Consider the following 25,265-nt stretch of genomic DNA (forward strand, 5'->3'; position numbering starts at 1 on the left):
GCCGTTCAGGTCAAACAACCTGAACGGCTTTGCCGAGCCCCCCCTGCCGGTTCTTGTTCTATTCAGAACTTCGGTCCTGCCCGTATCTGCCTGCCAATGATTCGGCCTTGCCGTCTCCCAAAACCCTGCCAGCTTCGGCGAATCCCTACAAATGAAACTCTTTTTTAACCTTAACAAAACGGTGAGGTGAACAACCTCGGGCGCTTTGGCACGCAACCTGCACCCCATCCACATGTCGCTATTGAAAATGCCCGCACCTGTCCGCCTATGAGACAGGCCCGGGCCGAAAGTAAGGAGCCAAGAGGCATGAGACATGATGGTTCGGTAACGTTGTTCCAATATTGGAACAGGTTGCGTGGCAATCGTCCGGCCCCCAGGCGCACGGAAGTTGAGCCGGCAGAGATCAAATCCCTTCTGGCAGATACATTTATTCTCGAGAAGGATGCACGGGGTGAAGCCGTGTTCCGCCTCGCCGGCACCAGACTGTGTGCCACATTTGGAAAAGAGCTGAAGGGCCTTTCCTTTGCATCTTTATGGGCCGGCCGCGATCAGACTGTCGTGGGGAAGCTCGCGCGCAGTGTCTTCGACATGAAATCCGTCGTCATCCTAACATTCGACGGAAAGAACAAGGCCGGCGACAAAGCAACCTTCGAGCTTTTGATGCTGCCTTTGGAAGGCGGCATGGAAAGCCCCCGCGCCATGGGCTCCCTCCTCGCCTGCGAAAAGCCTTTCTGGCTGGGCGCAGAGAGTCTCGTTGACTGCGAAGTAACGTCTCTTCGTCTCATAGATGCCGATCGCGAACCAGTGCTTCTTAAAAACCGGCCCGCGGTTGAGGTTCCCCCGCTGGTTCCTGAAAAACGCTCCATCACGGACAGCCTGATCGAACCTGGACAAGGTCGACGCTTCCGTCATCTGGTGGTTTTTGACGGGGGACGCAACGCATAGTTGCCTCTTACCGCTTGTTAACCGCTTAGGCATAACATTGCGCTGCCTGTTTAGGGCAGCAAGAACCGCCAGAGCGAAGAGCGCATACCACCATGTCAGCGGCGATAAACCGGTCCAATCTGGACGATGAGCGACGCAGTTTTCAGCGCGTGAAAGTGTCGATCTACGGCCGCTTCATGCTGGAAGACCGTAGCGAGCATGCTTGCCGGGTGACAGACATGTCGCCGGGTGATGTCTGCCTGATTGCCCAGCGATCCGGACGACAGGGTGAGCGCGTGATCGCCTATCTCGATCATGTCGGTCGCATTGAAGGTGAAATTATCCGGGTCAACCGTGATGGTTTCGCCATGACGGTGGTCGCCTCGGAACGCAAGCGTGATAAACTCGCGGCCCAGCTTACCTGGCTGGCCAACAAGCACGAACTGGATCTGCCTGAAGATCGCCGTCACGAGCGCATCGCGCCACGCAATCCGATCAGCGTCCTGCGTCTGCCGGACGGTCGCGAGTATCGTTGCCGCATTATCGACCTATCGCTCTCCGGGGCCGCCATTGAGAGCGAAGTCAGGCCCGAACGTGGCACGCAGGTTCATATTGGCACAATGCGAGGTCAGGTGGTCCGTCACTTCGACGACGGCGTCGCCATCGAATTCGCCAGCATTCAGGATCGCCAGGCCCTAGAGGCAGAGTTCTCCCTGCCGGCGGAAGTCTGATTTCCGTAGGGCGCCGATCCACGCCTCCTGGCTTTCTGATTTTCCAGCAATGACCTCCCTCTCTCGGGCGACGAGAGGCTTCCAGGCCTGAAATGAAGTGAGTGAGCCTTGCAAGCTCACATAGCACGACGGCTGCGTTCAACTCCGATATCGTCGTTGGCGCGCACCTACATGCCATCACGGCGCACTGGCGCGAGTGAAACACCGCCTTGCTTCCATGCTCACTCGCACCGACCAGGTCTGGTGTTCCCGGGCGGGTCAAAGCGCCAGCTCGTACACACTCGCGACAACCTCGCCACCGCGCCGAGTTGCGGCCCCCTCAACACCGCATCGGCAACGCCAAAAACCGTGACAGCCCGGGCACTTCGGTATGATTGTGGAATTCGCTACAATTTTAGACAAATTTTCCTCAAATAAAACTCAAAATCTATTCTTATTAAAACCAAATACAATTCGAATTTAGCGCGATTTATACTGTGCAATTTTGCCTGGAATAAATTCCCCTCTGTCATTGTCTCCTCAAACGGGGAGATAAGACAATGGGGCTTTCAAAAGGCGCACGGCTCATCGCCGCAGCATCAATGGTGATCGGAGCGCTCAGCACGAGCGCGTTCGCCACACCCAATTTCATGAAAGTTGGCGGACTGACCAGTCAGCCGATCGGGCATTACGAACTGTGCCAGCGCGAGACGGAAGAGTGCCGCCAGACCACGGCGCGTCCGCGGCCGGTCAAACTGACGCGCAAGCTCTGGCAGACCATGATCGACGTCAACAACGCGGTCAACTCGACGGTAATGCCGCGCACAGACATGGAAATGTGGGGCATTGAAGAGTACTGGTCCTACCCACAGGCTTATGGCGACTGCGAGGACTATGTCCTTGAGAAGCGTCGGCGCCTCATTCGCGCGGGTGTTCCGGCCGGCAATCTTCTGATTACGGTTGTGCGTCAGCCCAACGGCGATGGTCACGCGGTTCTGACGGTCGTCACCAGCATGGGGGACTATATACTGGACAATCTGGAGGCGCGTGTTTCCGTCTGGACGGATACGGACTACACCTATCTGAAACGCCAGTCGGCGTCTCATTCCGGCAAATGGGTCACCATCAATGATGGGCGCTCCATCGCCGTCGGCAGCGTTGCTTCGAGCCGCTGAAACATCTCATAATCGTGGGCGCGATGGACGGAGCGCGCCCATGACAGGCTGACATCCAACGGACCTTCCTGCATTTATGACCTCCACGCAGGCGGGTCCGCTTTGGGACACCCGGTCGAGTCCCCACCTCCCCGTCCCCAACGACCGGGTTCAGGAGCCGGCCCACCCCATGGGTCGGCTCCGCCTTTTTCCGCGGAACATCAGAGCGGCTTCAGATCTTTCAGGAAGCGCTTTCCAGTTTCAACATAATGAGCCGATGACCATTGGAGGTTGCGTATGGCCTCGTCATCGAGTTCTCTCACCACTTTCGCAGGCGAACCAACGACAAGCGAATTGTCGGGGATCTTCTTGTTTTCCGTCACCAGAGCGCCCGCGCCTACAAGGCAATTTTTGCCGATTTCGGCTCCGTTGAGGACGATAGCGCCCATGCCGATCAGACTGTTCTCGCCAATCCTGCAGCCATGCAATATCGCCCTGTGGCCGATGGTGCAGCCACGCCCAATGGTCAGCGGGAACCCCATATCCGTATGCAGCACCGAATGTTCCTGAATGTTGGTGTTCTCGCCGATTTCGATGGGCTCGTTGTCGCCACGCAGCACCGCACCGAACCAGATGCCGGCGTTGCGGCCAAGGCGTACCCGACCGATGACCGATGCATCCGGCGCGATCCAGTTGGTTTCCCTGTCTTCGAAAATCGGGCTTTCGCCCGCCAATGCATAAATCGGCATAGTTCACTCCAGTTCGATGAACGCGCACTGTGCAACATCCAACCGCAAATCAGAATACGGTGAGCGGACAAAACCCCTCCTGCAACCCTAAGGGTATCTCTGAACCTGATTTTACACTCTCTTTACCATGTCTATCCAAGGCTCCATTCTTGTTCGCGAGCTTGATGCTGATTCTTTCCCGTACGAAAGGCATGCGTGAGGGCACAATACTGTCGACCGACGAAACCACAGGAGATCCCCGCCCGGGGCTGGATGCACGCAGGAACCGTTTTGCGTTCCGCGTTTTCCAGTTTTGCCTGCTTCTTTTGGTGCTGTCTCTGGGAATTCTCGGTTTCGGGCGCTGGTATGGGGCTTCCCTATCCGATGCGGGACACACCACGTCGGATCGGCTCCGCGAAATCGTGATCCGAAACAACGTGCTGACAGTCCCTGAAAACGCGATACGCTTTAAGAGCGCGCGCATGGACGGTGTGACGCTGCGTCTTGACCTTTATCTCTCCTGGCCCGAGCTCGAAGGATATGCCTCCGAGCGGCGGGACGCGTTCAATCATGTCGGCGGCTCCCGCGAAATCATATTCCTCACATTCGAAGAGCAGGTCATGTCTCGGGACATGAGCAGTCGATTGGAACCGGTCTATCGGCAAATCATCGAGGCCCGCTCTGTTGCCGGCCCGAGCAATGTCCGCTTCCACCGCTTCAAGAAGGAGTCGGGTTTTGCGGGCGAAGTGCTCGCAATCGCGGAGACCGACAACGCCGAGCAACCCTTTGTGGCCCGCTGCTTGACGGGCACTGCCGCAAAAGAGGCCCTGGCACCCTGCGAACGGGATATCAACATAGGCAACCGCCTAAGCTTGACCTATCGCTTTCCCGCCGCACTGCTCAGCGAGTGGCAGGTTCTCGACCGGGCGATAAGGCAGAAAGCGTCTCGCCTCCTCAACACGCCCGAGTGAAAGCGGACATGCCCGAATGCTCTCATGCAAGAAAAAGGCCCGCACAGCCGGGTGTGCAGGCCTATAAAGACTTCTTCTCGTTAGAGAATATCACAAGTCGATGTCGAGAATGGCCATCGAGAAATTGTAAGACAGTTCTCCCTCGTCCTCATCCTTGAAGATGATCCCGAGAAACTCGTCGCCAAGATAGAGCTCACAGGAATCGTCCTTGCGAGGACGTGCCTTCACGCTCAATGCGGGATTGTTGAAGGTGCGTTTGAAATACGCTTCCAGCTTTCTGATTTCCTCAGGATTCAAGAGACATCTCCAGTGCATTGCCCAACGCAGTTATGAACATCGAGTGAGACGCTCTGATGCGCGGCTTCAAATTTCGTGCAGTACCGCCATCTAACCCGAGGGGCGGACCGGCGGCAATGCTGCGGTCGCGCGCTTCTGACATGAGCCCGCCGCCACTGTAAACCCTGAAACGGGAATTTCAGCCGGAAAGCCCCGAGGGTGAACCGCGTCCTCCTCATTTGGAGAGGCAAGCCACAACCGACCACGGCGCTCTTCGCACTGGAGAAAAGTCTCTCTGGTAGCTTCGGAAAGCTGTTCAGGCTCCACCGTGCACGATCTGATCCATGGAGCGAGAGGGTTCGCTACAGCCGGATTCGCCGACCACTTTCGCAGGAACGCCTGCAACCGTCTTCGCGGGGGGCACATCGTTCAGCACGACCGATCCCGCGGCCACCCGAGCACAATGACCAACTTCGATATTGCCGAGGATTTTCGCACCGGCACCAATCAGAACACCGCGCCGAATTTTCGGATGCCGGTCACCCGTTTCCTTGCCGGTGCCGCCGAGCGTCACACCATGCAACAGAGAAACGTCGTCCTCAACCACAGCTGTCTCGCCGATCACGATTCCCGTCGCATGATCAATGAAGATCCCCTTGCCCATGCGGGCTGCCGGATTAATGTCGGTCTGAAAAACTGCGGAGGAACGGCTTTGCAGGTAGAGGGCGAAATCCCGGCGCCCTTCGTTCCAGAGCCAATGCGCCAAACGGTGTGTCTGGATCGCGTGAAACCCCTTGAAGTATAACACCGGCATCAGAAAACGGTCGCAGGCCGGATCCCGATCATAATACGCCTGAATATCGACGCGCACAGCCGTTCGCCATTCAGGCTGTGAACTCAGCATGGCATGGAAGGTCTGACGGATCAGGTCTGCACCCATATCCGGATGGTCGAGCCGCTCTGCCACCCTGTGTATGACCGCGTTTTCAAGGTCGTCATGGTTGAGGATCGTCGCATAGAGAAACGCTGCGAGAAGCGGATCATTGGCGACGGCCGCCTCTGCCTCCTCGCGCACGGCATACCAAATCGGATCGACGGGCTGCGGTGTGCTTTTCCCGGAACTGCGTTGGCGAATTGCATTGTGTGCGTTCATTGGATTTCTCCATCCGGAGCAACACACGTCTCTCCCAACCTGTGAAGGACGCTCCATTTCATCATTTCCCACATTGGTGCGGCTTTCACCTGGCACCTCCGCCAGAAAACTCACAAAGGCACAAGCTTGCCTTGCACGCCAACATACGTCAGAAGCCAAGGTAGTTGAACCGCAAAAATCCGTGAGCATAGATACAGGAAAATTGATGTATGACCGTGCCTGCGCAATCCACTGAGCCAGCCTTGCGCGTTTCCTGCGCAAACGGTGTCGCCACAATTCTCCTCTCGCGCCCGGGAAAGATGAATGCGGTTTCTCAGGCGATGTGGCATGATCTGATCAAGGCTATTGAAGATCTTGAGGCTGATGAAACCGTCCGCGCCGTCATATTGCGGGGCGCAGGCGATAATTTTTGCGCAGGCGCCGACATTGCAGAGTTCGATACCGTGCGGCGGAACGCGGAAACGGCGCGAGTCTATGAACGTCTGAATGCGAAGGCATTTGCCACCATCCGCAACACACGCCTGCCCACCATTGCTGCAATTTCCGGTGTCTGTTTTGGAGGCGGCTTCGGTTTGGCAGCCGCGTGCGATCTGCGCATTTCAACACCCGATGCGCTCTTTGCAATCCCCGCAGCGCGCCTCGGCCTCGCCTACCCGGTCGAGGCTATGGGAGACGTTGTGGCAACCACTGGCGCACAAATGGCCCGCTATCTCACATTTACCGGCGCCCGAATCGATGCGGCCCGGGCAAGAGACTGCGGATTTATTCTCGAGATCGTTCCTACCGACGTTCTGGTGAGCAGAGCTGATGCCATTGCAGCGATGCTCGCCGTCAACGCCCCCTTGTCCATCCACGCGTCCAAAGCGTCCATCACCGCGGCACTCACATGCCGCTCCGAGGACATCTCGCGCGCCCAGGAGCTGGGTGACATCACCTTCGAAAGTGCCGATTATGCGGAGGGTCGTGCGGCATTCCGCGAGCGCCGCCCTGCGCGCTTTCGGGGTCGCTAAGGTTCAGGCTGCCTTGTCTCGGCCCAGAAACTTCAAAATTTCGGTCGCAAACACGTCATTTCGGTCGCCTGCAACCATGTGCCCGGCTCCGCCGACATCCACATAGGATGCTGCTGGAGCAAGCGTCACAAATTCCCGGGCATGTGCTTCCTGCACCAATTCGGAACGCATCCCACGGACCAGAAGAACAGGCAGATGTAGTCGCGGCAAACCCGCAATAAGTTCCTGCATCAACGCTTCGGCACCGGAATTGATGTTTGCCGCCCCTTTGATAAAGGCTGGATCCCAGTGCCAACGATAGCGGCCATCTTCATCCTGTCGCAGATTCTTGCGCAAGCCCTCCAGTGATCGGCGGGGCGCGCGATGTGGAAGATAGGCCGCTATGGCGTCAGCCGCTTCTTCGAGAGACGCAAACCCCTCTTCCATCCGCTCGCCCATGAAACCCTGAATTTTGTTCACGCCAGCCGGATCAAGTCGCGGCGTGATATCAACCAGAACCAGTGCATCCAGCAGCGGGCCTTCGCGCATTTCAGCCGTCAGCGAAGCAAGTCCTCCAAGCGATGCGCCAACGGCTGCCGGCCGGGTATGAAAACGCTCTTGAACCTGGCGGAAAATTGCCGCTGCGTCCGCGCCGTAATGGTGAAAGCCATAATGCCCGCTTTCCACCCAGGCGCTTTCGCCGTGACCGCGCTGATCGACAGCTATTGCGCGCATTCCACGGCTGGCCACATCCCGCGCAGTGGCATCCCATGCGCGACGGGTCTGCCCGCCACCGTGTAGGAAAACGACAGGCTGGCCGCCACCGTCCCAGATGTCGCCGGTCAGGCGATTGTCTTCTGCGCCGACAAATGAAATCGCTTTAGGTTTGATCAAGAGGGTGCTCCTCCAAAAATGCCAGCACGCGAGCCTTAAATGTTCGATCGCCGACTGCCAGCATATGGTCCCTTCTCTCAATGGCAAACGCGGCGCCATTGGGCAACAGATCCGCCAGCCCTTCGGGCGAGCCAGCGATGTCATCGCGGGTCCCTACCGCAACGAGCGTCGGCGCTGTAATCCTGCCTGCATCCTGTGCGGTTAAAAGCGTGCGCGACGTTGCAATACAGGCAGCCAGCGCCTTCCTGTCGCTCTTCGTCTGATCAGCGAATTTGCGGAACATCTGACCACGTTCCGACAGAATGGTCTCTGGATCGCTCGCCAACAGCGCCTCCGCGATCTCATCCCACTCGCCGACCCCCTCGATCATACCCAACCCTAGTCCCCCGAGGATCAAGGTGGCGACCTTTTCCGGGTGGGCCAGAGCCAAGAATGCGGAGATGCGCGCTCCCATGGAGTAGCCCATAACATGGGCCTTCGCGATGCCCAAATGATCAAGCAGTGCCGCCGCATCGCTGGCCATTTTTTGCGGCGTGTAATCCTTCTTATCATGGCTTTTGGTCGAGCGCCCGTGGCCACGATTGTCCAGTGCGATCACGCGGAAGCCGGCATCACGCAGAGTTTTCACCCAGCCGGGGGCCACCCAGTTCACATAATGTGTGGAAGCAAAACCGTGTATCAGAAGAATGGGAACACCTTGCCCCTCATCAATGAAGGAGAGGTCGAACCCGTCATGGTTGAAAGATTGCATGTTCTGGAAAACGCCGTTGCTGACTATTGTGCGCCGGCAGCCCCAATCCGCGGATGACGCAGACGATCACCGACCTCGATACCCATCTTCTGCGCGGTTCCGGCCAGTAGTTCAAGCACGAATTGGGATTCGACATCCGGCGAAATCGATGCCGTCGAGAATGGCGTCCCCGGTGCGATTGCCCGAACCTCTCCATCCGCGCTTACGAAAAGAAGATCAAGCGCCAGCGGTGTGTTCTGCATCCAGAACCCCTGTCTGCTTTCCGCCGGGAAGATGAAGAGCATGCCTCGATCGACCGGCATGGACTGACGGAACATCAAGCCTCGCTGACGCTCCGCCGGCTCATCGGCAATCTCGATATTGAAAGCGACTTCCCCAGCCGATGTCAAAACCACCAAAGGGTCAGGGTCGACTGGCAAGCGCATTGCAGAGGTCTGAGCAAAACCGGTGTTTATCGCGATCAGCAGAAACACCGCCATAAGACCGAACGAACGGATGCAAAATGGCAGGCGTGAAAGGAAACTCGGCATTCTCAGCACTCTCCGGGGCGCAGGTTACAAGCGCTAATGCGTGGGAGGAGGTGTGCCGTTATCCGGATAAATTTCGGCAACCATGAGGCCCTTTTCGCCGCGACCGAAGCGCACAATCACCACCTGCCCAGGCCGCAACTCCGTTAGTCCGTAGCGGCGCAGTGTCTCCATGTGGACAAAGATATCCTCGGTGCCCTCGCCCCGGGTCAGGAAACCAAAGCCTTTGGTGCGGTTGAACCATTTGACGAGCGCTCGCTCCAAACCGCTTTCCGCAACCACCGAAACATGGGTGCGCGGTGCCTGGTCCTCGCTCGGATGAATCGCGGTCGAAAGGTCGATAGAGACCACCTTGAAGGCTTGCAGGCCTTTATCGCCCTGGCGGGCAAGACACTCTATCCTGGCACCCTCCAGCGCAGTTTGGAACCCATCCTTGCGCAGGCAGGTTACGTGAAGTAGCACATCACCATGCTCTTCATCGTCAGGGAGGATAAAGCCATAGCCTTTCGCCACGTCGAACCATTTAATGGCGCCAGAGATTTCTACCAGTTCCCCGGCTTCCGCAGCGTCATCCGCCTTGGGCGCCTTGTCGCCAGCCTCGTACCTCTTGGTTGTCGAGGACTTGTCGTCCATCCCATCAAGCCTTTTCTCAAGTCCGCCCGACTCACTGTGTGTTTCAAAGATAGCATTGGCGCTTTGTGGCATAGCAAGACCCAGTTTCTGATTTTCAACAGCAGGTGAAATCAGCCGGATTTGAGAGATTTCGGCGAAATGGCACAACCGGTTAACGTGCAACATTGCCGAATAAAACGGGTAGACACCCCGTACCGTATACGTAAACCAGCAAGCGAGAGACAAGATGCGTTATCTGCACACCATGGTCCGTGTAAAAGACATTGATGAATCGCTCGATTTCTATTGCAACAAGCTCGGCTTGACCGAAGTTCGCCGCTCGGAGAATGAAAAAGGACGCTACACTCTGGTTTTCCTTGCCGCGCCTGCGGATCAAGACCGCGCCAAAGAGGAACAGGCGCCGCTTGTCGAGCTCACATATAACTGGGACCCGGAAAAGTATGACGGCGGCCGCAATTTCGGACACCTCGCCTATGAGGTTGATGACATTTACGCTCTCTGCGACCGGTTGATGAAGGCAGGTATCACCATAAACCGCCCCCCTCGCGACGGTCGTATGGCTTTTGTTCGTTCCCCGGATGGGATCTCCATCGAGCTTCTTCAAAAGGGTGGCGCGAAGGAACCGGCCGAGCCCTGGGCCTCCATGGAAAACACCGGAAGCTGGTAAATTCTGCAAACGCGCCGTGCGTCATATGAGATGCACGGCGTATTTCCGCGTCGTTGACACCATGCTAACAGCATTGGAGCCGTTGATTGATCGCCTTTGGGGGGAGACAAGCATGAAAGAGGTTCTTCTCGAGTTGGAACGCCGTCGCGCCGCCGCGCGCGAGGGGGGTGGCCAGCGGCGCATTGATGCCCAGCACGCCAAAGGAAAGTTGACGGCGCGAGAGCGCATCGAGATCTTTCTGGACGAAGGGTCTTTCGAAGAATTCGACATGTTCGTCGAACACCGATCCACCGATTTTGGTATGGAGAAGACGCGCATATCCGGCGATGGTGTTGTGACAGGCTGGGGGACGGTCAATGGCCGCACGGTCTTTGTCTTCGCCAAGGATTTTACCGTTTTCGGCGGCTCTCTTTCCGAGGCGCATGCGGAAAAGGTGGTGAAGGTGCAGGAGATGGCGCTCAAGAACCGTGCGCCCATCATCGGATTTTACGACGCGGGTGGTGCGCGCATTCAGGAGGGGGTGGCAGCGCTCGGCGGCTACGCTGAAATTTTTCAACGCAACGTCCTCGCCTCCGGCGTCATTCCCCAGATATCCGTGATCATGGGGCCCTGCGCGGGCGGCGATGTCTATTCCCCCGCCATGACCGACTTTATCTTCATGGTCCGCGACACATCATACATGTTTGTCACCGGTCCGGACGTGGTGAAGACCGTGACCAACGAAACCGTGACAGCAGAAGAGCTCGGCGGCGCATCCGTTCATACCGTCAAATCGTCCATTGCCGACGGTGCCTATGACAACGACGTTGAAGCCCTTCTGCAGATGCGTCGCCTTATCGACTTTCTGCCCACCTCGAACACAGGCGAACTACCGGAGCTCGAATGTTTCCAGTCAGTGTCCGATCCGGACTATTCTCTTGACCGGCTCGTCCCGGACAATGCCAACAAGCCCTACGACATTCGCGAACTGATCCTGAAGACCTGCGATGAAGCGGATTTCTTTGAAATCCAGGCGTCCTTCGCCAAAAACATCGTCACGGGGTTTGGTCGTGTCGAAGGGCGAACTGTTGGTTTCGTGGCCAACCAACCCATGGTTTTGGCGGGCGTTCTGGATTCAGACGCTTCCAGAAAGGCCGCTCGCTTCGTCCGGTTCTGTGATTGCTTCAATATTCCGATCGTCACCTATGTGGACGTTCCCGGTTTTCTGCCCGGCACCGCCCAGGAATATGGTGGTCTTATAAAGCACGGCGCAAAACTGCTTTTTGCCTACGCCGAAGCAACCGTGCCCAAAATCACCCTCATCACGCGCAAGGCATTCGGTGGAGCCTACGACGTCATGGCCTCGAAGCATCTTCGCGGCGACATCAATTACGCCTGGCCCTCCGCCCAGATTGCCGTGATGGGCGCCAAAGGTGCGGTGGAAATCATTTTCCGCAAGGATATCGATGATCCAGAAAAGATCGCAGCCCACACAAAAATGTACGAGGACCGCTTTCTTTCTCCCTTCGTGGCAGCCGAGCGCGGCTATGTGGACGAGGTGATCATGCCTCATTCCACCCGGATGCGCATTGCGCGTGCCTTACGGATGCTGCGCAACAAGGATCTCAAAAATCCCTGGAAGAAGCACGACAACATCCCGCTTTGAGGTTCCGCGCTGCACGTCGGGTCCCGCGATCCATCAGAAGCTGCGCGGCGGCACGAACAGGCAGATGGTCCGCCCATCCTTCTTGCCTGCCACGGAGCACCAGTGATAGACGCCGTCAGGTGAGTTCCGCACCCGTTTATCCGTGTAAGGCAGAACTTCGCCGGTGACCTTGACCACGTAGCCCTCAGGTCCCTCCTCGATGGCTGCGTCGGAGACCTGCTGACAATCCTGATCAGAACAACAAGCGTAGGGATACCGCCACCCGCTCTGCGCTTCGTGCGCGACGGCCACGGTCCAGAATGACGTCAGAAGCCCCAATAGAAAAGCACCACAACAAGCCAGACGTCGTTTGGAAAAGCCAGAGTAGATCATACTCATCTCCTCGAGACTCCTCCCGCAAACAGTCTCCGCCGCATCCATTAACGAAGCTTTAACCATCCAAATCGCAATTGCCTCAAAGCTGAAGAATGGCGATGACAGAAGATATTCCCCCAAAGATCTCGGCCAATTGAGACAAGTTTGGCGCCGGCGGTCGTTGACAATTCCGGTCTGCCGGTGTGGTCTGCCGATCAAACGCCGCGAACCGGTGAATGACACACTCAGGAAACGCATCCCATGCCGAAAACCGATATCGCGCGTCGCGTCTACAACCACGCCTGGAAGTTGGACCCTATCTGTCGCAGCCTTCTCGATACGGATTTCTACAAGCTCCTGATGCTGCAGATGATCTGGGGTCTGTATCCCAATGTGGATGCAACCTTTTCCCTCATCAATCGAAACAAAACTGTTCTCCTGGCAGACGAGATCGATGAAGGAGAACTGCGCGAACAATTGGATCACGCCCGTGCAATCCGGTTCACAAAAAAGGAAATGATCTGGCTCGCCGGCAACACGTTCTACGGTCGCAAGCAGATCTTTCAGCCCGAATTCCTCAACTGGCTCGCGGATTTCCGGTTACCCGAATACGAACTCACCCGTCGTGGCGGTCAATACGAGCTGCATTTCCACGGCAAGTGGATGGAAACCACCATGTGGGAAATCCCTGCCCTGGCCATTATCAACGAGTTGCGGTCGCGGGCTGCCATGCGCTCACTCGGCCCTTTCGCGCTTGACGTGCTCTACGCGCGCGCCAAGGCCAAGGTGTGGTCGAAGGTCGAGCGTCTAAAAACGCTACCGGAACTGAAGATATCCGATTTCGGCACAAGGCGTCGGCACTCCTTCCTCTGGCAGCGCTGGTGTGTGGAAGCACTCAAAGAGGGCATCGGAGATTCATTCACAGGCACATCCAATGTCCTCCTCGCCATGGACACGGATCTTGAAGCACTTGGCACCAACGCGCACGAGTTGCCGATGGTGCTGGCCGCCTTGGCCAAAACCGACGAAGAATTGCTGCAGGCTCCTTACCGGGTGCTCGAAGACTGGCAGAGCTACTACGGTGGCAATCTGCTGATCGTGCTTCCCGATGCGTTCGGCACTGATACGTTTCTGCGCAACGCGCCACCATGGGTGGCAGACTGGACGGGCTTCCGACCAGACAGCGCTCCCCCCATCGAGGGTGGAGAACGCATCATGGAATTCTGGCGCAAGCACGGAAAAGATCCCCGCGATAAACTGCTGATCTTTTCGGACGGTCTGGACGTGGACACGATCGAGAACACCTACCGGCACTTCGAAGGGAATGTGCGCATGGCATTCGGTTGGGGCACAAATCTCACCAATGATTTCGAGAATTGCGCGCCGACCGAAGTGAACGGCCTTAAGGCGATTTCGGTTGTTTGCAAAGTCAGCAAGGCCAACGGCAGACCGGCGGTCAAGCTGTCTGATAATCCGGAAAAAGCGACAGGCGATCCTGCTGAGATCGAACGCTACATCGAGCTGTTCGGTGCGCAAAACCGTGTCAGTCGCAAAGTCTCAGTCTGAGACGCCATCCAGCCTGCCCCAAAGGCCGCTATTGCGGCCTTAGCGGTCTCAGGTTTCCTCGAGCATTTCCTTCACGACAGTCGCAAGCTGTTTCAGAGAGAAAGGCTTGGGCAGGAAGCCGAACTGCGCATCCTCTGGCAAGTTCTTGGCGAATGCATCCTCTGCATAACCAGACACAAAGATGAACTTGATGTCGGGTTGCGCCTTGCGCAGTTCACCGAGCAGCGTCGGGCCGTCCATTTCAGGCATCACCACATCGGAAACGACGATATCGATCTTACCGTCCAGTTCCTCGAATATCTCAAGCGCCTCAATGCCCGAACTTGCCTCATGCACCTCGTAACCTCGTGAGGAAAGAGCGCGCACGCTACCCATGCGCACAGCATCCTCATCCTCCACGAGCAGCACGCGCGCGGAGCCGGAAAGATCGCGTTTCTCCTCTTTCGCCTTCGCTGCGTCATTCCCCCGCGCAGCAGCTTCTTCGGCCGATTTTTCAGCTTCGCTTGGAATGTGTCGTGGCAGGAAAATCCGGAATGTGGTGCCTTCACCCAGTTCAGAATCGCAGAAGATGTAGCCGCCGGTCTGTTTCACAATGCCATAGACCATGGAAAGGCCGAGCCCGGTTCCCTTGCCCACCTCTTTGGTTGTGAAGAAGGGCTCGAAAATCTTCTTGATAGTATCGGGATCGATGCCAGTACCCGTGTCGCTGACCTCAACTGTCACATAGTCGGCGGCCACCATCTCACGATACGGGAATTGAGCACATTCTTCAGCCGAAATATTGCGGGTCCTGACTGCCAGCTTGCCGCCTTCGGGCATGGCATCGCGTGCATTGACCGTCAAATTGACCACCACCTGCTCAAACTGACCGATATCCGCCTTCACCGGCCAGAGGTCTCGGCCATGTTCAATGGAGAGGGAGATTTCGCTGCCGACAAGGCGAGCAAGCAACATTCTCAGATCCGCAAGCACATCCGTTAGATTGAGCACCTCCGGACGCAGGGTCTGGCGGCGAGAGAACGCAAGAAGTTGCCGTACGAGCGAGGCTGCGCGATTGGCGTTCTGCTTGATGTTCATGATGTCCGGAAAGGACGGATCGGATGGACGGTGATTGGTCAGCAACAGGTCCGAGGCCATGATGATGGCCGTCAACACGTTGTTAAAGTCGTGGGCGATGCCACCGGCGAGTTGCCCCACGGCCTGCATTTTCTGACTCTGCGCCATCTGCGCCTCAAGCGCCTTCTGCTCCGTGGTTTCAACCGCATAGACAATCGCGGCTTCCTCAGCCCCCTCGCCTCCTTCGTGATCGACCACAGGATTGACGTAGAAACGCACATGCCGTTCAGCGTCATCGGGCAGCATGGTGTCGATTGGCGCGATCTCTGCCTGGCGCTGCTTCGCCCTTTCGAGCGCTGCTGCAAATGCCTCGCGATCGTTTTCGTGGATGACAGTATCGAGCTTGATATGGCGTTCAACCGCATCACTGTCGACGACCCGCGAGAAAAGCGAGAGGAACGGCGCATTCGTTCGCAGAATTCGCCCTTCATGATCCACGGATGCGATCGCCATCGGTGTGGAGTTAAAGAAGCGGGTGAAACGCACTTCGGAGGCACGAAGGTCCGCAGAAGCGTCTTCACCCAGTTGGCGGTTCAGAACAATCGTGCGGGTCGCCCCTGGCGTTCCCTCGCGGCTGGCTGTCACTCGATGCATGAACCGGACAGGCAGCACCTCGCCACCCACGGTCGACAAGTCAAGGTCGATCACCGCATTGCGCGCCGTCCCTGGGTCGGCCTTCACCGCGTTTATCAACGCCATGCCATCACCCGCAACGATTTGGGGCAAGCGGACCGCGCCCGGCACAAAATTGGCAAGGTCGATGCCAAGCCATTCTGCCAGGGTCGCATTGATATAGGTGACACGCCCGTCCGGATCGGCCGCAAAAAAACCGGCTGGTGCATGGTCCAGATGGTCAATGGCCTTCTGCAGATCCAGGAAAAAGCGTTCCTGTTCCGCGCGTTCTTCCGAAATATCCGCAATTTGCCAAGCCGAGACCGGCTGGCGATAGCCCGGCAGCTTGAAAATACGCGCCCACGTTCTGTACCAGCGCGCGCCCAAGGCACCGCCGGGACGGATCGAGCGCGCGAGGCGAAATTCTCCATCGCCCGCGCGTCCGTCACGCAGACCCGCTGAAAGTTTTTCGACCACCGGTGCAGCTTCCGGATTATCTGCCAGCAGCGCATCGACCGTTTTGACATCCGCCACCGATGTGGCACCCGTCATTTGTGCATAAGCATTGTTGGCGTAAAGGATGCGGCCCTTGGCGTCCGCAACCACGAGGCCTTCCTCCATGGAATCGACAAAAGCCCTGGAGAGCTCACTTCCTGCCGAACGCGGGGCGACCTGCACGAAACCGATCGCTGTCGCGAACAGAAACCCCACGCCAATCATCGCCAAAACGCCAAGAAGACCGAGCAGAAACGGATCCCCGAGACGTTCGCGGAAAACAGAAAAAGCAACCGCGGAAAGCGTGAGAATGACAATGAAGATGATCAGGCGCGTAATGGCACCAGGTCGAGAACTCTGGTCGACGATCGGTGCTGCGTGGATTTCTCCCCCGGTCTGCTTGGCCATGCGTTTCCCGTCTGTCGCGCCCAATTCCTGCCGGGTTCCACGCGAACCCAGCCTCATCGGGATATATCAGGGCTCCCGGCATCTGCAAGCGTACACGTGTAATCGAACCGCAAATCGCCATCCTTTGCGCGAATTTTGCTGCTGAAAACCACGGTGCTTCCAGGTGGCATGGCTTCCATGGGTTGCCGCTCACCTGCGAGACGCATATTTTGGCAGATTAAATTGAGACTGGAGTGAACGAATGCGCGATTGGCTTGTGGGAATATTTGGAGAGGCGTACGCGACCGCGGCCTTCTGGACGATCATTCTCGTTGCCGTCGCGATTGTTCTGCTCGTCTTTGTACGGGTCAATCGTCGTTTTACGGCCGGGACCTTTATTTCGAGCTCCCGCGGTAAGCAGCCGCGTCTGGCCGTGATGGACGCCACTCCTGTGGACAACAATCGACGTCTTGTTCTGGTTCGTCGTGATGAGGTGGAGCACCTCATTCTCATCGGCGGCCCGACGGACCTGGTCGTTGAAACCAATATCGGGCGCGCACATCCGGAGCAGGCTGAACGCAAACTTCCCGGCAGCCAAGGGCGGCCTTCGCCGAGGGACAGGGAAATCGAGAACGCCGAAGAACCGGACAATGGGCGAGATGAACCCCGCCCCCTGCCTCGTTCGGAAGAACGGGGAACGCCGCTACCGGAGCGCCGACCTGCAACGCCAAACCCTGAGATCCAGATCGCGAGCCGCCCGGCACCAGCCCCGACGTCCGCCCCGCGCCGCTACCCGACAGAAGCGATGCAGCCTGTCCGTGATTCGGTCACACCGATCTCTTCGCGCCCCACCGTGGCTTCGACGTCAACTGCAACACTGGCTGCCGTGTCGCCATCCGTCCCAAAACGGGACCCGGAAATTGAGCAGCGCATTGAAAACCTGCAAGAAGCGGACGCAGCGCACACCCGTGAGGCCCCTGTGGTGGATCTGGACGTATCGCGGACCGAACGGTCCAGCGCTCCAAGCAAGAGCAGCGATCACACCCTTGAGGATGAGATGAGCAAGCTGCTGGAAGAACTGTCGGAGCAGAAGCACTAACAATTGGCGTTCGACCATTCTCGAATACGCTCAAGACAAGAAAAAAGCGCCAACCCGGGGGGTGGCGCGTACAAACAAGACAAACTTCCGTTCAAGCCTGTAATAAGATTAATCGTCGCGATAGACTTTCTCACGTCGTTCATGACGTTCCTGAGCCTCGATCGACAAGGTTGCGATCGGGCGTGCATCGAGACGTTTCAGCGAGATGGGTTCACCCGTCTCTTCGCAATACCCGTAAGTCCCCTCCTCGATCCGCTGGAGTGCAGCATCGATTTTGGAGATCAGCTTCCGCTGACGGTCACGCGCGCGCAGTTCGATTGCGCGATCGGTTTCGGACGACGCTCGATCAGCGAGGTCCGGGTGGTTTGCACTTTCCTGTTGCAGTGCCTCGAGGGTCTCACGCGCCTCTTTCAGAATATCGCTCTTCCAACGCAGCAATTTCGCACGGAAATATGAACGTTGGCGCTCATTCATGAAGGGCTCGTCCTCGGTGGGCACGTATTCGGCATTGCTGAGCTCATTCATCGAGTCACCCTGAGATATTGTGACGCCCGCGCCTATATATTCACGCACCCCCACAACCACAAGCACAAAGGCCACCTGCTTCACGCTTTTGTTAATTGCAGCGGAAAAAGTGGATATCTCCTACCTCAGACGCGCGAAGCGTATAAACTCCCGAAAGCGCCGCAAAAGGTTTTTGACGAGGGTAAAATGATAGAGAAACCGCGCATTTTTCGCTTATTTCAGAGGCGTTCAGACAGGTTTCCTTCATTTTTTTCCGGATTTTTCTGATGTCTCGGCTTCTTTTGCTTCGTCACGCAAAGGCCGGTTGGGGCGCGCCTGGCGTGTCAGATTATGACCGAGGCCTAACCCAATCAGGGCAAAATGACGCCCGAAAACTCGGTCAGCGCATGCGTTCCAGTGGATTGATTCCCGATTTGGTCCTGTGCTCACCGGCCAGGCGCGCTGTCGAGACCCTTGAGCACCTCGCTTCCACACTTTTCGATCAGCCTCCCAAAACCGACATGGTGCGGGAATTATACAACTCCGACGCGGCAGATTACCTCCAGGCCGTGCGAGAAGCGCCCGCCGCCGATACATTGTTGGTGGTGGGACACAATCCGATGATGGAGGATCTTGCATTTGAACTGCCGAGCGAAAGCGACAAGCAAGCGTTTCAGGCGGCGGGCTCGGGCTTCCCCACATGCGGTCTCGCCGTCATCAGCTTCGAGGGTCCTCTGGCTGATTTGAGACGCAATGGCGGGCGGCTGGAAACCTTCCTGAAACCGGGTCGCTGAGAAAGCGCTCTTCTATCGCAGCGTCGGTTTCCTATATGCAAGGTCTTGCGATTTTTGAGGATTTCGCCACTTGGCTTCATTGACCACTTACACCGACGAAGCACGGATCGCTTTCGACACACTGGCCGGACGTGCCGCCGGTCTCATGTCGCCATCACTCAGAATCGGCGTGACAGGGCTGTCACGCGCGGGCAAAACCGTGTTCATCACCGCGTTCGTGCACAATCTGCTGCATGGAGGGCGCCTGCCCCTCTTCGACGCACAAAATTCGGGCCGGATATCCAAAGCTTACCTGGAGCATCAGCCCGATGATGCGGTGCCCCGTTTCCAGTACGAAGACCATATCGCCGCGCTGGTGGAAAGTCGCATTTGGCCTGAATCGACCCGCGCCATCTCCGAACTCCGCCTGACCGTCGAGTTCGAATCCGCGTCAGCCTGGAATCGGTTGTTGTCTCGCGGAAAACTATCCTTCGATATCGTTGATTATCCGGGAGAATGGCTGCTCGACCTTCCACTTCTCCTAAAGGATTTCGAGACCTTCAGCCGTGAAGCATTGGAGTTGTCAGCCCTACCGGGACGCGCCGATCTCTCAAAGGAGTGGCGTGATCAGACCCACGATTGCGACCCTGGCCAACCAGCCGACGAAATGACTGCTCGCAAGCTCTTCGAGGCTTTCTCCTCCTATCTGCGTGCGTGCAAATCTGATCAAAGGGCCCTTTCGACACTGCCGCCCGGCCGGTTCTTGATGCCTGGCGAGCTTGAAGGTTCTCCAGCCCTGACATTTGCTCCTCTCAACGTCCAACCCGGCACAAAGGCACAGCCCGGCTCACTGCATGCCATGATGGAGCGGCGTTATGAGGCGTACAAGACACATGTCATTCGCCCGTTTTTTCGGGAGCATATCGCCCGGCTCGACCGTCAGATCGTACTGATCGACGCGATGCAGGCCATGAACGCTGGTACGGAGGCTGTTACCGACCTCGAGCAGGCCTTGACCGAAATTCTGTCCTGTTTTCGACAGGGGCGGGGAAATATTCTGACCAGCCTGTTTTCCCATCGCATCGACCGGATACTCGTGGCGGCCACCAAGGCCGATCACATTCATCACGAGAGCCATGACCGGTTGCAGGCAATTGTAAGAAGGCTCGCCGACCGGGCCATTGCCAGGGCCGATTTCTCGGGCGCCGCGGTGGATGTCCTCGCCATGGCCGCCGTGCGGGCCACACGCGAAGGAACGGTGAGGCAAGGCAAGGAAACCTTGCCTGTTATTATCGGGACACCTCTCAAGGGCGAAACCATCGCGGGTGACACCTTCGATGGCGATACGGAAACGGCGATCTTTCCGGGTGACCTGCCTGAAAAGCCCGGCTTGATCTTTCAACAGCCCAAACCGGGTAAGGACGGTGGCGATCCCCCTGCGGAAGAAACGCTCCGCTTTGTGCGCTTTCGCCCTCCGCGACTGGAACGCACCGCGGAAGGCATTACCCTGTCCCTACCCCATATCAGGCTCGACCGGGCTCTTCAGTTCCTCGTGGGAGACCACCTCGCATGAAGAGAGCGCCCGCTTCATTTCGTATGGATCCACCAAAATCCGCCAGTGCCGACAAACCGGCGGCGAAACGGAAACCGCGGTCAATCGAACCCGGCGAGGCCGGAGTGGTGGTCGCAGAGAGCGATGATTTTTTCGCCAATCCGGATCCTGCATTCTCTGATCCGCCACCGGTCCCCCCTCGCCGCCGATCCCTGCTCGGGCGTGTATTTTTTGCAGCCTTCGGAATTCTCATTTCACTGGCGATTGGCCTGTGGACCGACCGTTTGATCCGCGATCTTTTCAGCCGAGCCGACTGGCTGGGTTGGCTGGCGCTGGGCGTGGCGGCCATCGCGCTGATAGCATTGGTGGCAATCATCGTACGGGAGGTGCTCGGCATCCTGCGGCTCGCTTCCATTGAGACGCTCCGCCGGGATGCGATGGAGGCAATCCTTGGGAACGACACCAGAGAGGCGCGAAAAACCGTGGAGCATCTTGTGGGCCTGCTCGCGCACAAGCCCGAGACGGCTGCCGGCCGCAGAACGCTCGAGAGTTTGAAAGATGAGGTGATCGACGGGGCGGACCTGCTTGCGGTTGCCGAAAAGGAACTTCTTGCTCCTCTCGACACGATGGCCCGCATCCAGGTTCTGAACGCCGCCAAGCGTGTTTCGGTGGTGACTGCCGTATCCCCAAGGGCGTTGGTGGATATTGTCTATGTACTCTTCGAGGCTGCACGGCTGACAAGGCGCATCGCCGACCTCTATGGCGCGCGTCCCGGGTTCCTCGGTTTTATGCGCCTCGTGCGCAGCATTCTCACACATCTTGCCATCACCGGTTCCATGGCCGCAGGTGAAACGCTTGTGCAGCAAGTCGTCGGCCACGGATTGGCTGCGCGCCTCTCTGCCAAACTCGGCGAAGGCGTGGTCAATGGCATGATGACGGCGCGCATCGGCATTGCCGCCATGGAAGCAGCCCGGCCGCTTCCCTTCAACAGCGTTCCCAGGCCTGGCGTAGGAGATTTTCTGAAAGCGTTAACGAGTTTCGCCGCCACCAAGAATGCGAGCAAAGACAGCGCTTAGGCGGAGCGACTCTTCTGTGCCCGCGAGCCAGTCAGGTGAGTCTCAAAAGACACACCCGCCAATTATGATGTCCGGGAACCAGGGTTTGATGCGTACGGCGGCTGCACCGAATCGCCGCGATATGGTAGACAAAGCCTTAACCAATCTGCGGCAGGATTTCCGTCAGATTTCGTTTCAACCAGACTTGGTTCTTTAGCTCATGCTGAAATTCGCGCTCAAGCTTGCCCTTCTGGCCGCTGCCGCTGCCCCGATGTCCGGACTGGCCGGCTCGGCGGAAGCCTCGGAAAGCGAGAGGCGTTTTTTCCAGTCAGTCGAAGGAAGCTGGTCGGGGCCGGGTGAGATTGTTGCCGGGAAATACAAGGGCACGAAATTCGTCTGCAACTTCGACGGCGGCACGCCCGAAAAGAACATTGGCATGGCACTGGACGGAAGTTGCCGTGTTGGGGTTTTCACGCAGCCCATGAAAGCCAGCGTGGTCCGCGAAAAGGGCGGCTACCGTGGCACATTCCTTGACGGCGCGGCTGGAAAAGGCCTCGATGTTACCGGGGGCAAAGTCATTGGGAATGACGTGGTTTTCGCACTTCACCGTTCATCACTGAGCGGTGCCATGCGCGCGCGCATCAGTGACAAGAACACCATGCACATCACCATTTCTGTACAGGTGAACGACGACATGGTTCCTGTCATCGGAATGAAGCTGAAGCGCACGGATTCCGGCGGCATCGAAGCCATCGCTCGACAGTAGCAGCCGGTCCCTCCAGCGCGCTAACCCGATAATGTTTCCAGGTTCTCTGGATAGAAAAGCGGCAATCAGTCGCTTTTTTTGTCTTCATTGATACGCCACCAGGATCCGTCCGGTGTGATCCGTTCCATACCGCTTTGATCAAGCGGTTCCAGAAGCGTCTTGATCGACCTTCCGGCGATCTCCTGCGCCGGCGCGATCTCGGCCAGCGGAGCCAGGACAAACGCGCGCTCGGCCATGCGCGGATGTGGTATCGTCAGCCCCGCTTCATCCACCACCAAATCCCCGTAAATCAATATGTCCACGTCAATGGGGCGCGGCCCCCAACGTTCCTGACGCACACGCTTGAGAGCACGTTCAATCGTCAGGCACTGTTCGAGGAGCGGGTGCGGAGCAAGATTGGTGCGCACCCAGGCAACAGCGTTGAGGAAATCAGGCTGATCAAGCTTGCCCCAGGGCGGCGTCCGGTAAAGCGAGGAAACCGAACGAACTTCAGTGTCATCCCTCGCATCCAAGGTGGATAAGACCATCTGCATTGCACGACGTGGATCGCCGACATTACCACCCAACCCCAGAAAGACATCCTGCATCTTATTGGGGCCAGGCCAGTGAAACCTCGACATAGTCCAGCACTCCTGGAACGGGTGCATTGGGCTTGCGTATCGTGATTTCAGATCGCGCGATCTGTGGAAAGCGGGACGCCAGCGCCTTTGCCACCTCAAGTGCCAATGCCTCGATCAGAAAGCGGCGTTTGCCGGAAATGATCTCTTCGATGACCTTGAAGGCTGCGCCGTAATCAACTGTCCCTTCAAGGGAATCGTTGCTCAAAGCCCGCCCGGGCTCTACGGTGAGCTCCGCGTCCACATAAAAACGCTGCCCCAGGCGCTCCTCTTCGTCATGCACGCCATGGCGTGCGAAGAAAGCACAATTCTTCATCCGGATAACATACATCATCGCCTCACCGGCCTATCTCTGAGCTGCAAGAATAGCATCCGCAACTCTCAGGCAGTCCCTGTTGATTGCGACATTGTGCACACGAAAAACGGCCGCGCCTTTCATTCTCAGAAGCGCACTGGTCGCAGCCGTTCCCGCGTCCCGCGCCTCCGCATTTTCCCGGCCGGTGACCACCCCAACGAAACGCTTGCGCGATGTACCGACAAGAAGAGGGAAGGCAAGCCCCGTCAGTTCTTCAAAACGGGCCATGATTTCGATGTTCTCTGCCGTGTCCTTGGCAAAACCAAAACCCGGATCCAGCATGATCTGATCATCGCTCACGCCTGCCTGACGAGCGATCTCAAGAGAGCGACGCAGAAACGAGAACTGATCGGCGATCACATCGGGAAGCTTCTCCCGCTCGCGTCCCGTGTGCATGATGGCAAGCCCTGCTCCGGTTTTCGCAGCAACAGCCGCAATGTCCGGCTCGCGCTGAAGCCCCCAGACATCATTGACGATATGTGCGCCTGCAGCGACCGCCAGCCGGGCCGTCTCAGCCCGGTAAGTATCTACGGAGAGTAAGACATCATCACGACCGGCAAGCGCTTCGAACACCGGTAAAATCCGATCCTGCTCTTCAATTGCTGTCACTGGAACACCACCCGGCCGGGTCGATTCCCCGCCGATATCGATGATGTGAGCTCCCTCGCCGATCAACGTGTCGGCTTGGCGAAGCGCGGAATCGAGACTGACAAAAGCGCCCCCATCGGAAAAACTGTCCGGTGTGACGTTTAAAATGCCCATAATGATGGCATCTGGTCCGAGAACAAGGTCGCGCCCATGCGCAAGTCGCCAGACAGGAAAAGTCATAGGGCTTTCAGCCTCCGGATCACAGTCAGGCGTTTTTGCGGCTCATTGCCGCCAAAATCAACCGCAATGTGTTCTATGGAACGAGTCGGAAACCATTCAGGTCAGGCTTGTCATCGTGCGTCTCAGGTCGCAGGGTGTTTTTGGGAGACAATATGAAACGCATCACGCTGACCTTCGCCCTGCTGGCCCTCGCCACGAGTTCCGCCACAAGCGCCGACATTTCCCGTACCTACAGTTATTTCTCGATCGGTGGAAACACGCTGAGCGAAATAGAACAACAGCTTCGCTCGCGCGGCCCTCATGTACAAAGCACCGGGCAGCGCCACCCCGGCGCGACGCGCATGGAGTTCAAGACCAAGATCACCTATGAGGAGGAAAAGCGCCGCTGCCGCATTGCGGATGTCAAGGTTTCAGTCGATGCGCGCGTATTCCTGCCACGCTGGCGCAACCGCAAGACCGCAGGCCCGGAAACCGCTCTCATCTGGGACACGCTCTCTAAGGACATCAAACGCCATGAAGAGAGCCATCTGGGCATTGCCAAACGCTACGCGCGCAGCATTGAAAGCGAAATTGGAAAACTCGCGCCCCATTCCGATTGCAAGACACTTCAGGCGCGCGCGGAGCGCGTGGCACAGAAGAAACTTGATGAGCACGATGCCGCACAGGTGCGTTTCGACCGTATCGAAAGCGGCAATTTCGAATGGCGATTGATGCGCCTGCTAAACTACCGCCTGGAGCAGCTTGAAAAAGGGCGGAACCCCGGTTGAGGCGCATGGTCAGTTGCGCTGCATGCAAAACTTGTCTCTTCAGGCTTGTCGCTCGGGAATGCGAACGATCAAACCGTCCAGTTCATCGCGCACAATGATCTGACAAGACAGACGCGAAGTCGGCTGAACCTCGTAGGCGAAGTCCAGCATATCCTCTTCCATTGCCTCGGGTTGGCCGACTGTGCCAGCCCACTCTTCATCCACATATACGTGGCAAGTGGCGCAGGCGCAGGCCCCGCCACATTCCGCCTCGATGCCCGGTACAGCATTGCGAATTGCGTTTTCCATGACCGTGGACCCATTGGCGGCATCGACATCGAAGCGCGTACCATCGGGGACGATATAGGTGATCTTCGGCATGCGGTCACTCAGCTTTTGGTGAAATGGTCGCGGATTG

Annotated in this window: 28 protein-coding genes; 14 read left to right on the forward strand and 14 right to left on the reverse strand. The window is 57.5% G+C overall.

Features of this window, described 5'->3' with window-relative positions; all coding sequences use genetic code 11:
- Positions 1 to 306: 306 nt before the first annotated feature.
- The 3 genes from AC2CHD_RS02835 (at position 307) to AC2CHD_RS02845 (ending at position 2,809) form a co-directional block, all read left to right on the forward strand.
- Positions 307 to 945 carry a PAS domain-containing protein gene (locus AC2CHD_RS02835; protein ID WP_484552506.1) on the forward strand — a complete coding sequence of 213 codons (639 nt, stop codon included), beginning with the start codon at positions 307 to 309 and terminating at the stop codon, positions 943 to 945.
- Positions 946 to 1,037: 92 nt separating this feature from the next.
- Positions 1,038 to 1,655: a PilZ domain-containing protein gene (locus AC2CHD_RS02840; RefSeq protein WP_229449171.1), complete on the forward strand. Its 618-nt coding sequence runs from the start codon at positions 1,038 to 1,040 to the stop codon at positions 1,653 to 1,655.
- Positions 1,656 to 2,194: 539 nt separating this feature from the next.
- Complete coding sequence (locus AC2CHD_RS02845; RefSeq protein WP_229449170.1) at positions 2,195 to 2,809, forward strand: transglutaminase-like cysteine peptidase; 615 nt, start codon at positions 2,195 to 2,197, stop codon at positions 2,807 to 2,809.
- A gap of 200 nt (positions 2,810 to 3,009) precedes the next feature.
- On the opposite strand, the gene AC2CHD_RS02850 is transcribed toward AC2CHD_RS02845, so the two are convergent.
- Positions 3,010 to 3,537 carry a gamma carbonic anhydrase family protein gene (locus AC2CHD_RS02850; protein ID WP_484552507.1) on the reverse strand — a complete coding sequence of 176 codons (528 nt, stop codon included), beginning with the start codon at positions 3,535 to 3,537 and terminating at the stop codon, positions 3,010 to 3,012.
- 164 nt (positions 3,538 to 3,701) lie between these two features.
- Here AC2CHD_RS02850 and AC2CHD_RS02855 point away from each other — a divergent pair, with 164 nt between their 5' ends.
- Positions 3,702 to 4,487 carry a hypothetical protein gene (locus tag AC2CHD_RS02855; protein WP_484552508.1) on the forward strand — a complete coding sequence of 262 codons (786 nt, stop codon included), beginning with the start codon at positions 3,702 to 3,704 and terminating at the stop codon, positions 4,485 to 4,487.
- 90 nt (positions 4,488 to 4,577) lie between these two features.
- Here the strand turns inward: AC2CHD_RS02855 and AC2CHD_RS02860 are convergent, their stop codons facing one another.
- The gene (locus AC2CHD_RS02860; RefSeq protein WP_007008028.1) at positions 4,578 to 4,784 is read right to left on the reverse strand and encodes a DUF3126 family protein; all 207 of its coding nucleotides are present in this window, start codon (positions 4,782 to 4,784) and stop codon (positions 4,578 to 4,580) included.
- A 295-nt stretch (positions 4,785 to 5,079) separates the two neighbouring features.
- A complete protein-coding gene (cysE, locus tag AC2CHD_RS02865) occupies positions 5,080 to 5,916 on the reverse strand; it encodes a serine O-acetyltransferase (protein WP_484552509.1) in 837 nt (278 codons plus the stop codon).
- Positions 5,917 to 6,125: 209 nt separating this feature from the next.
- Here cysE and AC2CHD_RS02870 point away from each other — a divergent pair, with 209 nt between their 5' ends.
- Positions 6,126 to 6,926 carry an enoyl-CoA hydratase/isomerase family protein gene (locus AC2CHD_RS02870; protein ID WP_484552510.1) on the forward strand — a complete coding sequence of 267 codons (801 nt, stop codon included), beginning with the start codon at positions 6,126 to 6,128 and terminating at the stop codon, positions 6,924 to 6,926.
- A gap of 3 nt (positions 6,927 to 6,929) precedes the next feature.
- On the opposite strand, the gene AC2CHD_RS02875 is transcribed toward AC2CHD_RS02870, so the two are convergent.
- From AC2CHD_RS02875 to AC2CHD_RS02890, 4 genes are read right to left on the reverse strand one after another with little or no spacing between them, the layout of a single operon-like run.
- Positions 6,930 to 7,799 carry an alpha/beta fold hydrolase gene (locus AC2CHD_RS02875; protein ID WP_484552511.1) on the reverse strand — a complete coding sequence of 290 codons (870 nt, stop codon included), beginning with the start codon at positions 7,797 to 7,799 and terminating at the stop codon, positions 6,930 to 6,932.
- On the reverse strand, positions 7,786 to 8,550 hold the full coding sequence (locus AC2CHD_RS02880; protein WP_484552512.1) for an alpha/beta fold hydrolase: 765 nt from the start codon (positions 8,548 to 8,550) through the stop codon (positions 7,786 to 7,788). Before AC2CHD_RS02880 ends, AC2CHD_RS02875 begins: the two co-directional genes overlap by 14 nt.
- Positions 8,551 to 8,573: 23 nt before the next feature.
- The gene (locus AC2CHD_RS02885; RefSeq protein WP_484552513.1) at positions 8,574 to 9,080 is read right to left on the reverse strand and encodes a DUF192 domain-containing protein; all 507 of its coding nucleotides are present in this window, start codon (positions 9,078 to 9,080) and stop codon (positions 8,574 to 8,576) included.
- Positions 9,081 to 9,113: 33 nt separating this feature from the next.
- Positions 9,114 to 9,710 (reverse strand): cold-shock protein, encoded by a 597-nt coding sequence (locus AC2CHD_RS02890; protein ID WP_229449257.1) that lies wholly within the window; start codon positions 9,708 to 9,710, stop codon positions 9,114 to 9,116.
- 226 nt (positions 9,711 to 9,936) lie between these two features.
- On the opposite strand from AC2CHD_RS02890, the gene gloA reads away from it, so the two are divergent.
- Positions 9,937 to 10,377, forward strand: a complete 441-nt coding sequence (gene gloA, locus AC2CHD_RS02895; protein ID WP_229449162.1) for a lactoylglutathione lyase — start codon at positions 9,937 to 9,939, stop codon at positions 10,375 to 10,377.
- A 112-nt stretch (positions 10,378 to 10,489) separates the two neighbouring features.
- Positions 10,490 to 12,022 carry an acyl-CoA carboxylase subunit beta gene (locus tag AC2CHD_RS02900; RefSeq protein WP_229449161.1) on the forward strand — a complete coding sequence of 511 codons (1,533 nt, stop codon included), beginning with the start codon at positions 10,490 to 10,492 and terminating at the stop codon, positions 12,020 to 12,022.
- Between the two features lie 33 nt (positions 12,023 to 12,055).
- Here AC2CHD_RS02900 and AC2CHD_RS02905 read toward each other — a convergent pair whose 3' ends face one another.
- Positions 12,056 to 12,394 (reverse strand): hypothetical protein, encoded by a 339-nt coding sequence (locus AC2CHD_RS02905; RefSeq protein WP_484553195.1) that lies wholly within the window; start codon positions 12,392 to 12,394, stop codon positions 12,056 to 12,058.
- Positions 12,395 to 12,637: 243 nt separating this feature from the next.
- On the opposite strand from AC2CHD_RS02905, the gene pncB reads away from it, so the two are divergent.
- Complete coding sequence (gene pncB / locus AC2CHD_RS02910; protein ID WP_484552514.1) at positions 12,638 to 13,942, forward strand: nicotinate phosphoribosyltransferase; 1,305 nt, start codon at positions 12,638 to 12,640, stop codon at positions 13,940 to 13,942.
- A gap of 48 nt (positions 13,943 to 13,990) precedes the next feature.
- On the opposite strand, the gene cckA is transcribed toward pncB, so the two are convergent.
- Positions 13,991 to 16,573: a cell cycle histidine kinase CckA gene (cckA, locus tag AC2CHD_RS02915; RefSeq protein WP_484552515.1), complete on the reverse strand. Its 2,583-nt coding sequence runs from the start codon at positions 16,571 to 16,573 to the stop codon at positions 13,991 to 13,993.
- Positions 16,574 to 16,814: 241 nt separating this feature from the next.
- On the opposite strand from cckA, the gene AC2CHD_RS02920 reads away from it, so the two are divergent.
- Entirely contained in the window at positions 16,815 to 17,651 is an 837-nt protein-coding gene (locus AC2CHD_RS02920) for a hypothetical protein (protein ID WP_484552516.1), read from the forward strand.
- A gap of 108 nt (positions 17,652 to 17,759) precedes the next feature.
- On the opposite strand, the gene dksA is transcribed toward AC2CHD_RS02920, so the two are convergent.
- Positions 17,760 to 18,176, reverse strand: a complete 417-nt coding sequence (dksA, locus tag AC2CHD_RS02925) for an RNA polymerase-binding protein DksA (RefSeq protein WP_223020818.1) — start codon at positions 18,174 to 18,176, stop codon at positions 17,760 to 17,762.
- A 266-nt stretch (positions 18,177 to 18,442) separates the two neighbouring features.
- Here dksA and AC2CHD_RS02930 point away from each other — a divergent pair, with 266 nt between their 5' ends.
- The 4 genes from AC2CHD_RS02930 (at position 18,443) to AC2CHD_RS02945 (ending at position 22,301) form a co-directional block, all read left to right on the forward strand.
- On the forward strand, positions 18,443 to 18,949 hold the full coding sequence (locus AC2CHD_RS02930) for a SixA phosphatase family protein (RefSeq protein ID WP_484552517.1): 507 nt from the start codon (positions 18,443 to 18,445) through the stop codon (positions 18,947 to 18,949).
- 70 nt (positions 18,950 to 19,019) lie between these two features.
- On the forward strand, positions 19,020 to 20,501 hold the full coding sequence (locus AC2CHD_RS02935; protein ID WP_484552518.1) for a YcjX family GTP-binding protein: 1,482 nt from the start codon (positions 19,020 to 19,022) through the stop codon (positions 20,499 to 20,501).
- The gene (locus AC2CHD_RS02940; RefSeq protein WP_484552519.1) at positions 20,498 to 21,556 is read left to right on the forward strand and encodes a YcjF family protein; all 1,059 of its coding nucleotides are present in this window, start codon (positions 20,498 to 20,500) and stop codon (positions 21,554 to 21,556) included. The genes AC2CHD_RS02935 and AC2CHD_RS02940 overlap by 4 nt, the downstream gene beginning before the upstream one ends.
- A 199-nt stretch (positions 21,557 to 21,755) precedes the next feature.
- Positions 21,756 to 22,301: a hypothetical protein gene (locus AC2CHD_RS02945; RefSeq protein WP_370633352.1), complete on the forward strand. Its 546-nt coding sequence runs from the start codon at positions 21,756 to 21,758 to the stop codon at positions 22,299 to 22,301.
- Between the two features lie 65 nt (positions 22,302 to 22,366).
- Here the strand turns inward: AC2CHD_RS02945 and folK are convergent, their stop codons facing one another.
- From folK to folP, 3 genes are read right to left on the reverse strand one after another with little or no spacing between them, the layout of a single operon-like run.
- Entirely contained in the window at positions 22,367 to 22,921 is a 555-nt protein-coding gene (gene folK / locus AC2CHD_RS02950; RefSeq protein WP_229449154.1) for a 2-amino-4-hydroxy-6-hydroxymethyldihydropteridine diphosphokinase, read from the reverse strand.
- A complete protein-coding gene (folB, locus tag AC2CHD_RS02955; protein WP_484553196.1) occupies positions 22,890 to 23,249 on the reverse strand; it encodes a dihydroneopterin aldolase in 360 nt (119 codons plus the stop codon). The genes folK and folB overlap by 32 nt, the downstream gene beginning before the upstream one ends.
- 15 nt (positions 23,250 to 23,264) lie before the next feature.
- Positions 23,265 to 24,101: a dihydropteroate synthase gene (gene folP, locus AC2CHD_RS02960; RefSeq protein WP_484552520.1), complete on the reverse strand. Its 837-nt coding sequence runs from the start codon at positions 24,099 to 24,101 to the stop codon at positions 23,265 to 23,267.
- A 152-nt stretch (positions 24,102 to 24,253) separates the two neighbouring features.
- Between folP and AC2CHD_RS02965 the strand changes: the two genes are divergently transcribed.
- Entirely contained in the window at positions 24,254 to 24,868 is a 615-nt protein-coding gene (locus AC2CHD_RS02965) for a DUF922 domain-containing Zn-dependent protease (RefSeq protein ID WP_484552521.1), read from the forward strand.
- Between the two features lie 39 nt (positions 24,869 to 24,907).
- Here the strand turns inward: AC2CHD_RS02965 and AC2CHD_RS02970 are convergent, their stop codons facing one another.
- Positions 24,908 to 25,228 carry a 2Fe-2S iron-sulfur cluster-binding protein gene (locus AC2CHD_RS02970; protein WP_229449151.1) on the reverse strand — a complete coding sequence of 107 codons (321 nt, stop codon included), beginning with the start codon at positions 25,226 to 25,228 and terminating at the stop codon, positions 24,908 to 24,910.
- Positions 25,229 to 25,265 lie beyond the last annotated feature (37 nt).

Source organism: Nitratireductor sp. ATLC21, assembly GCF_057196525.1.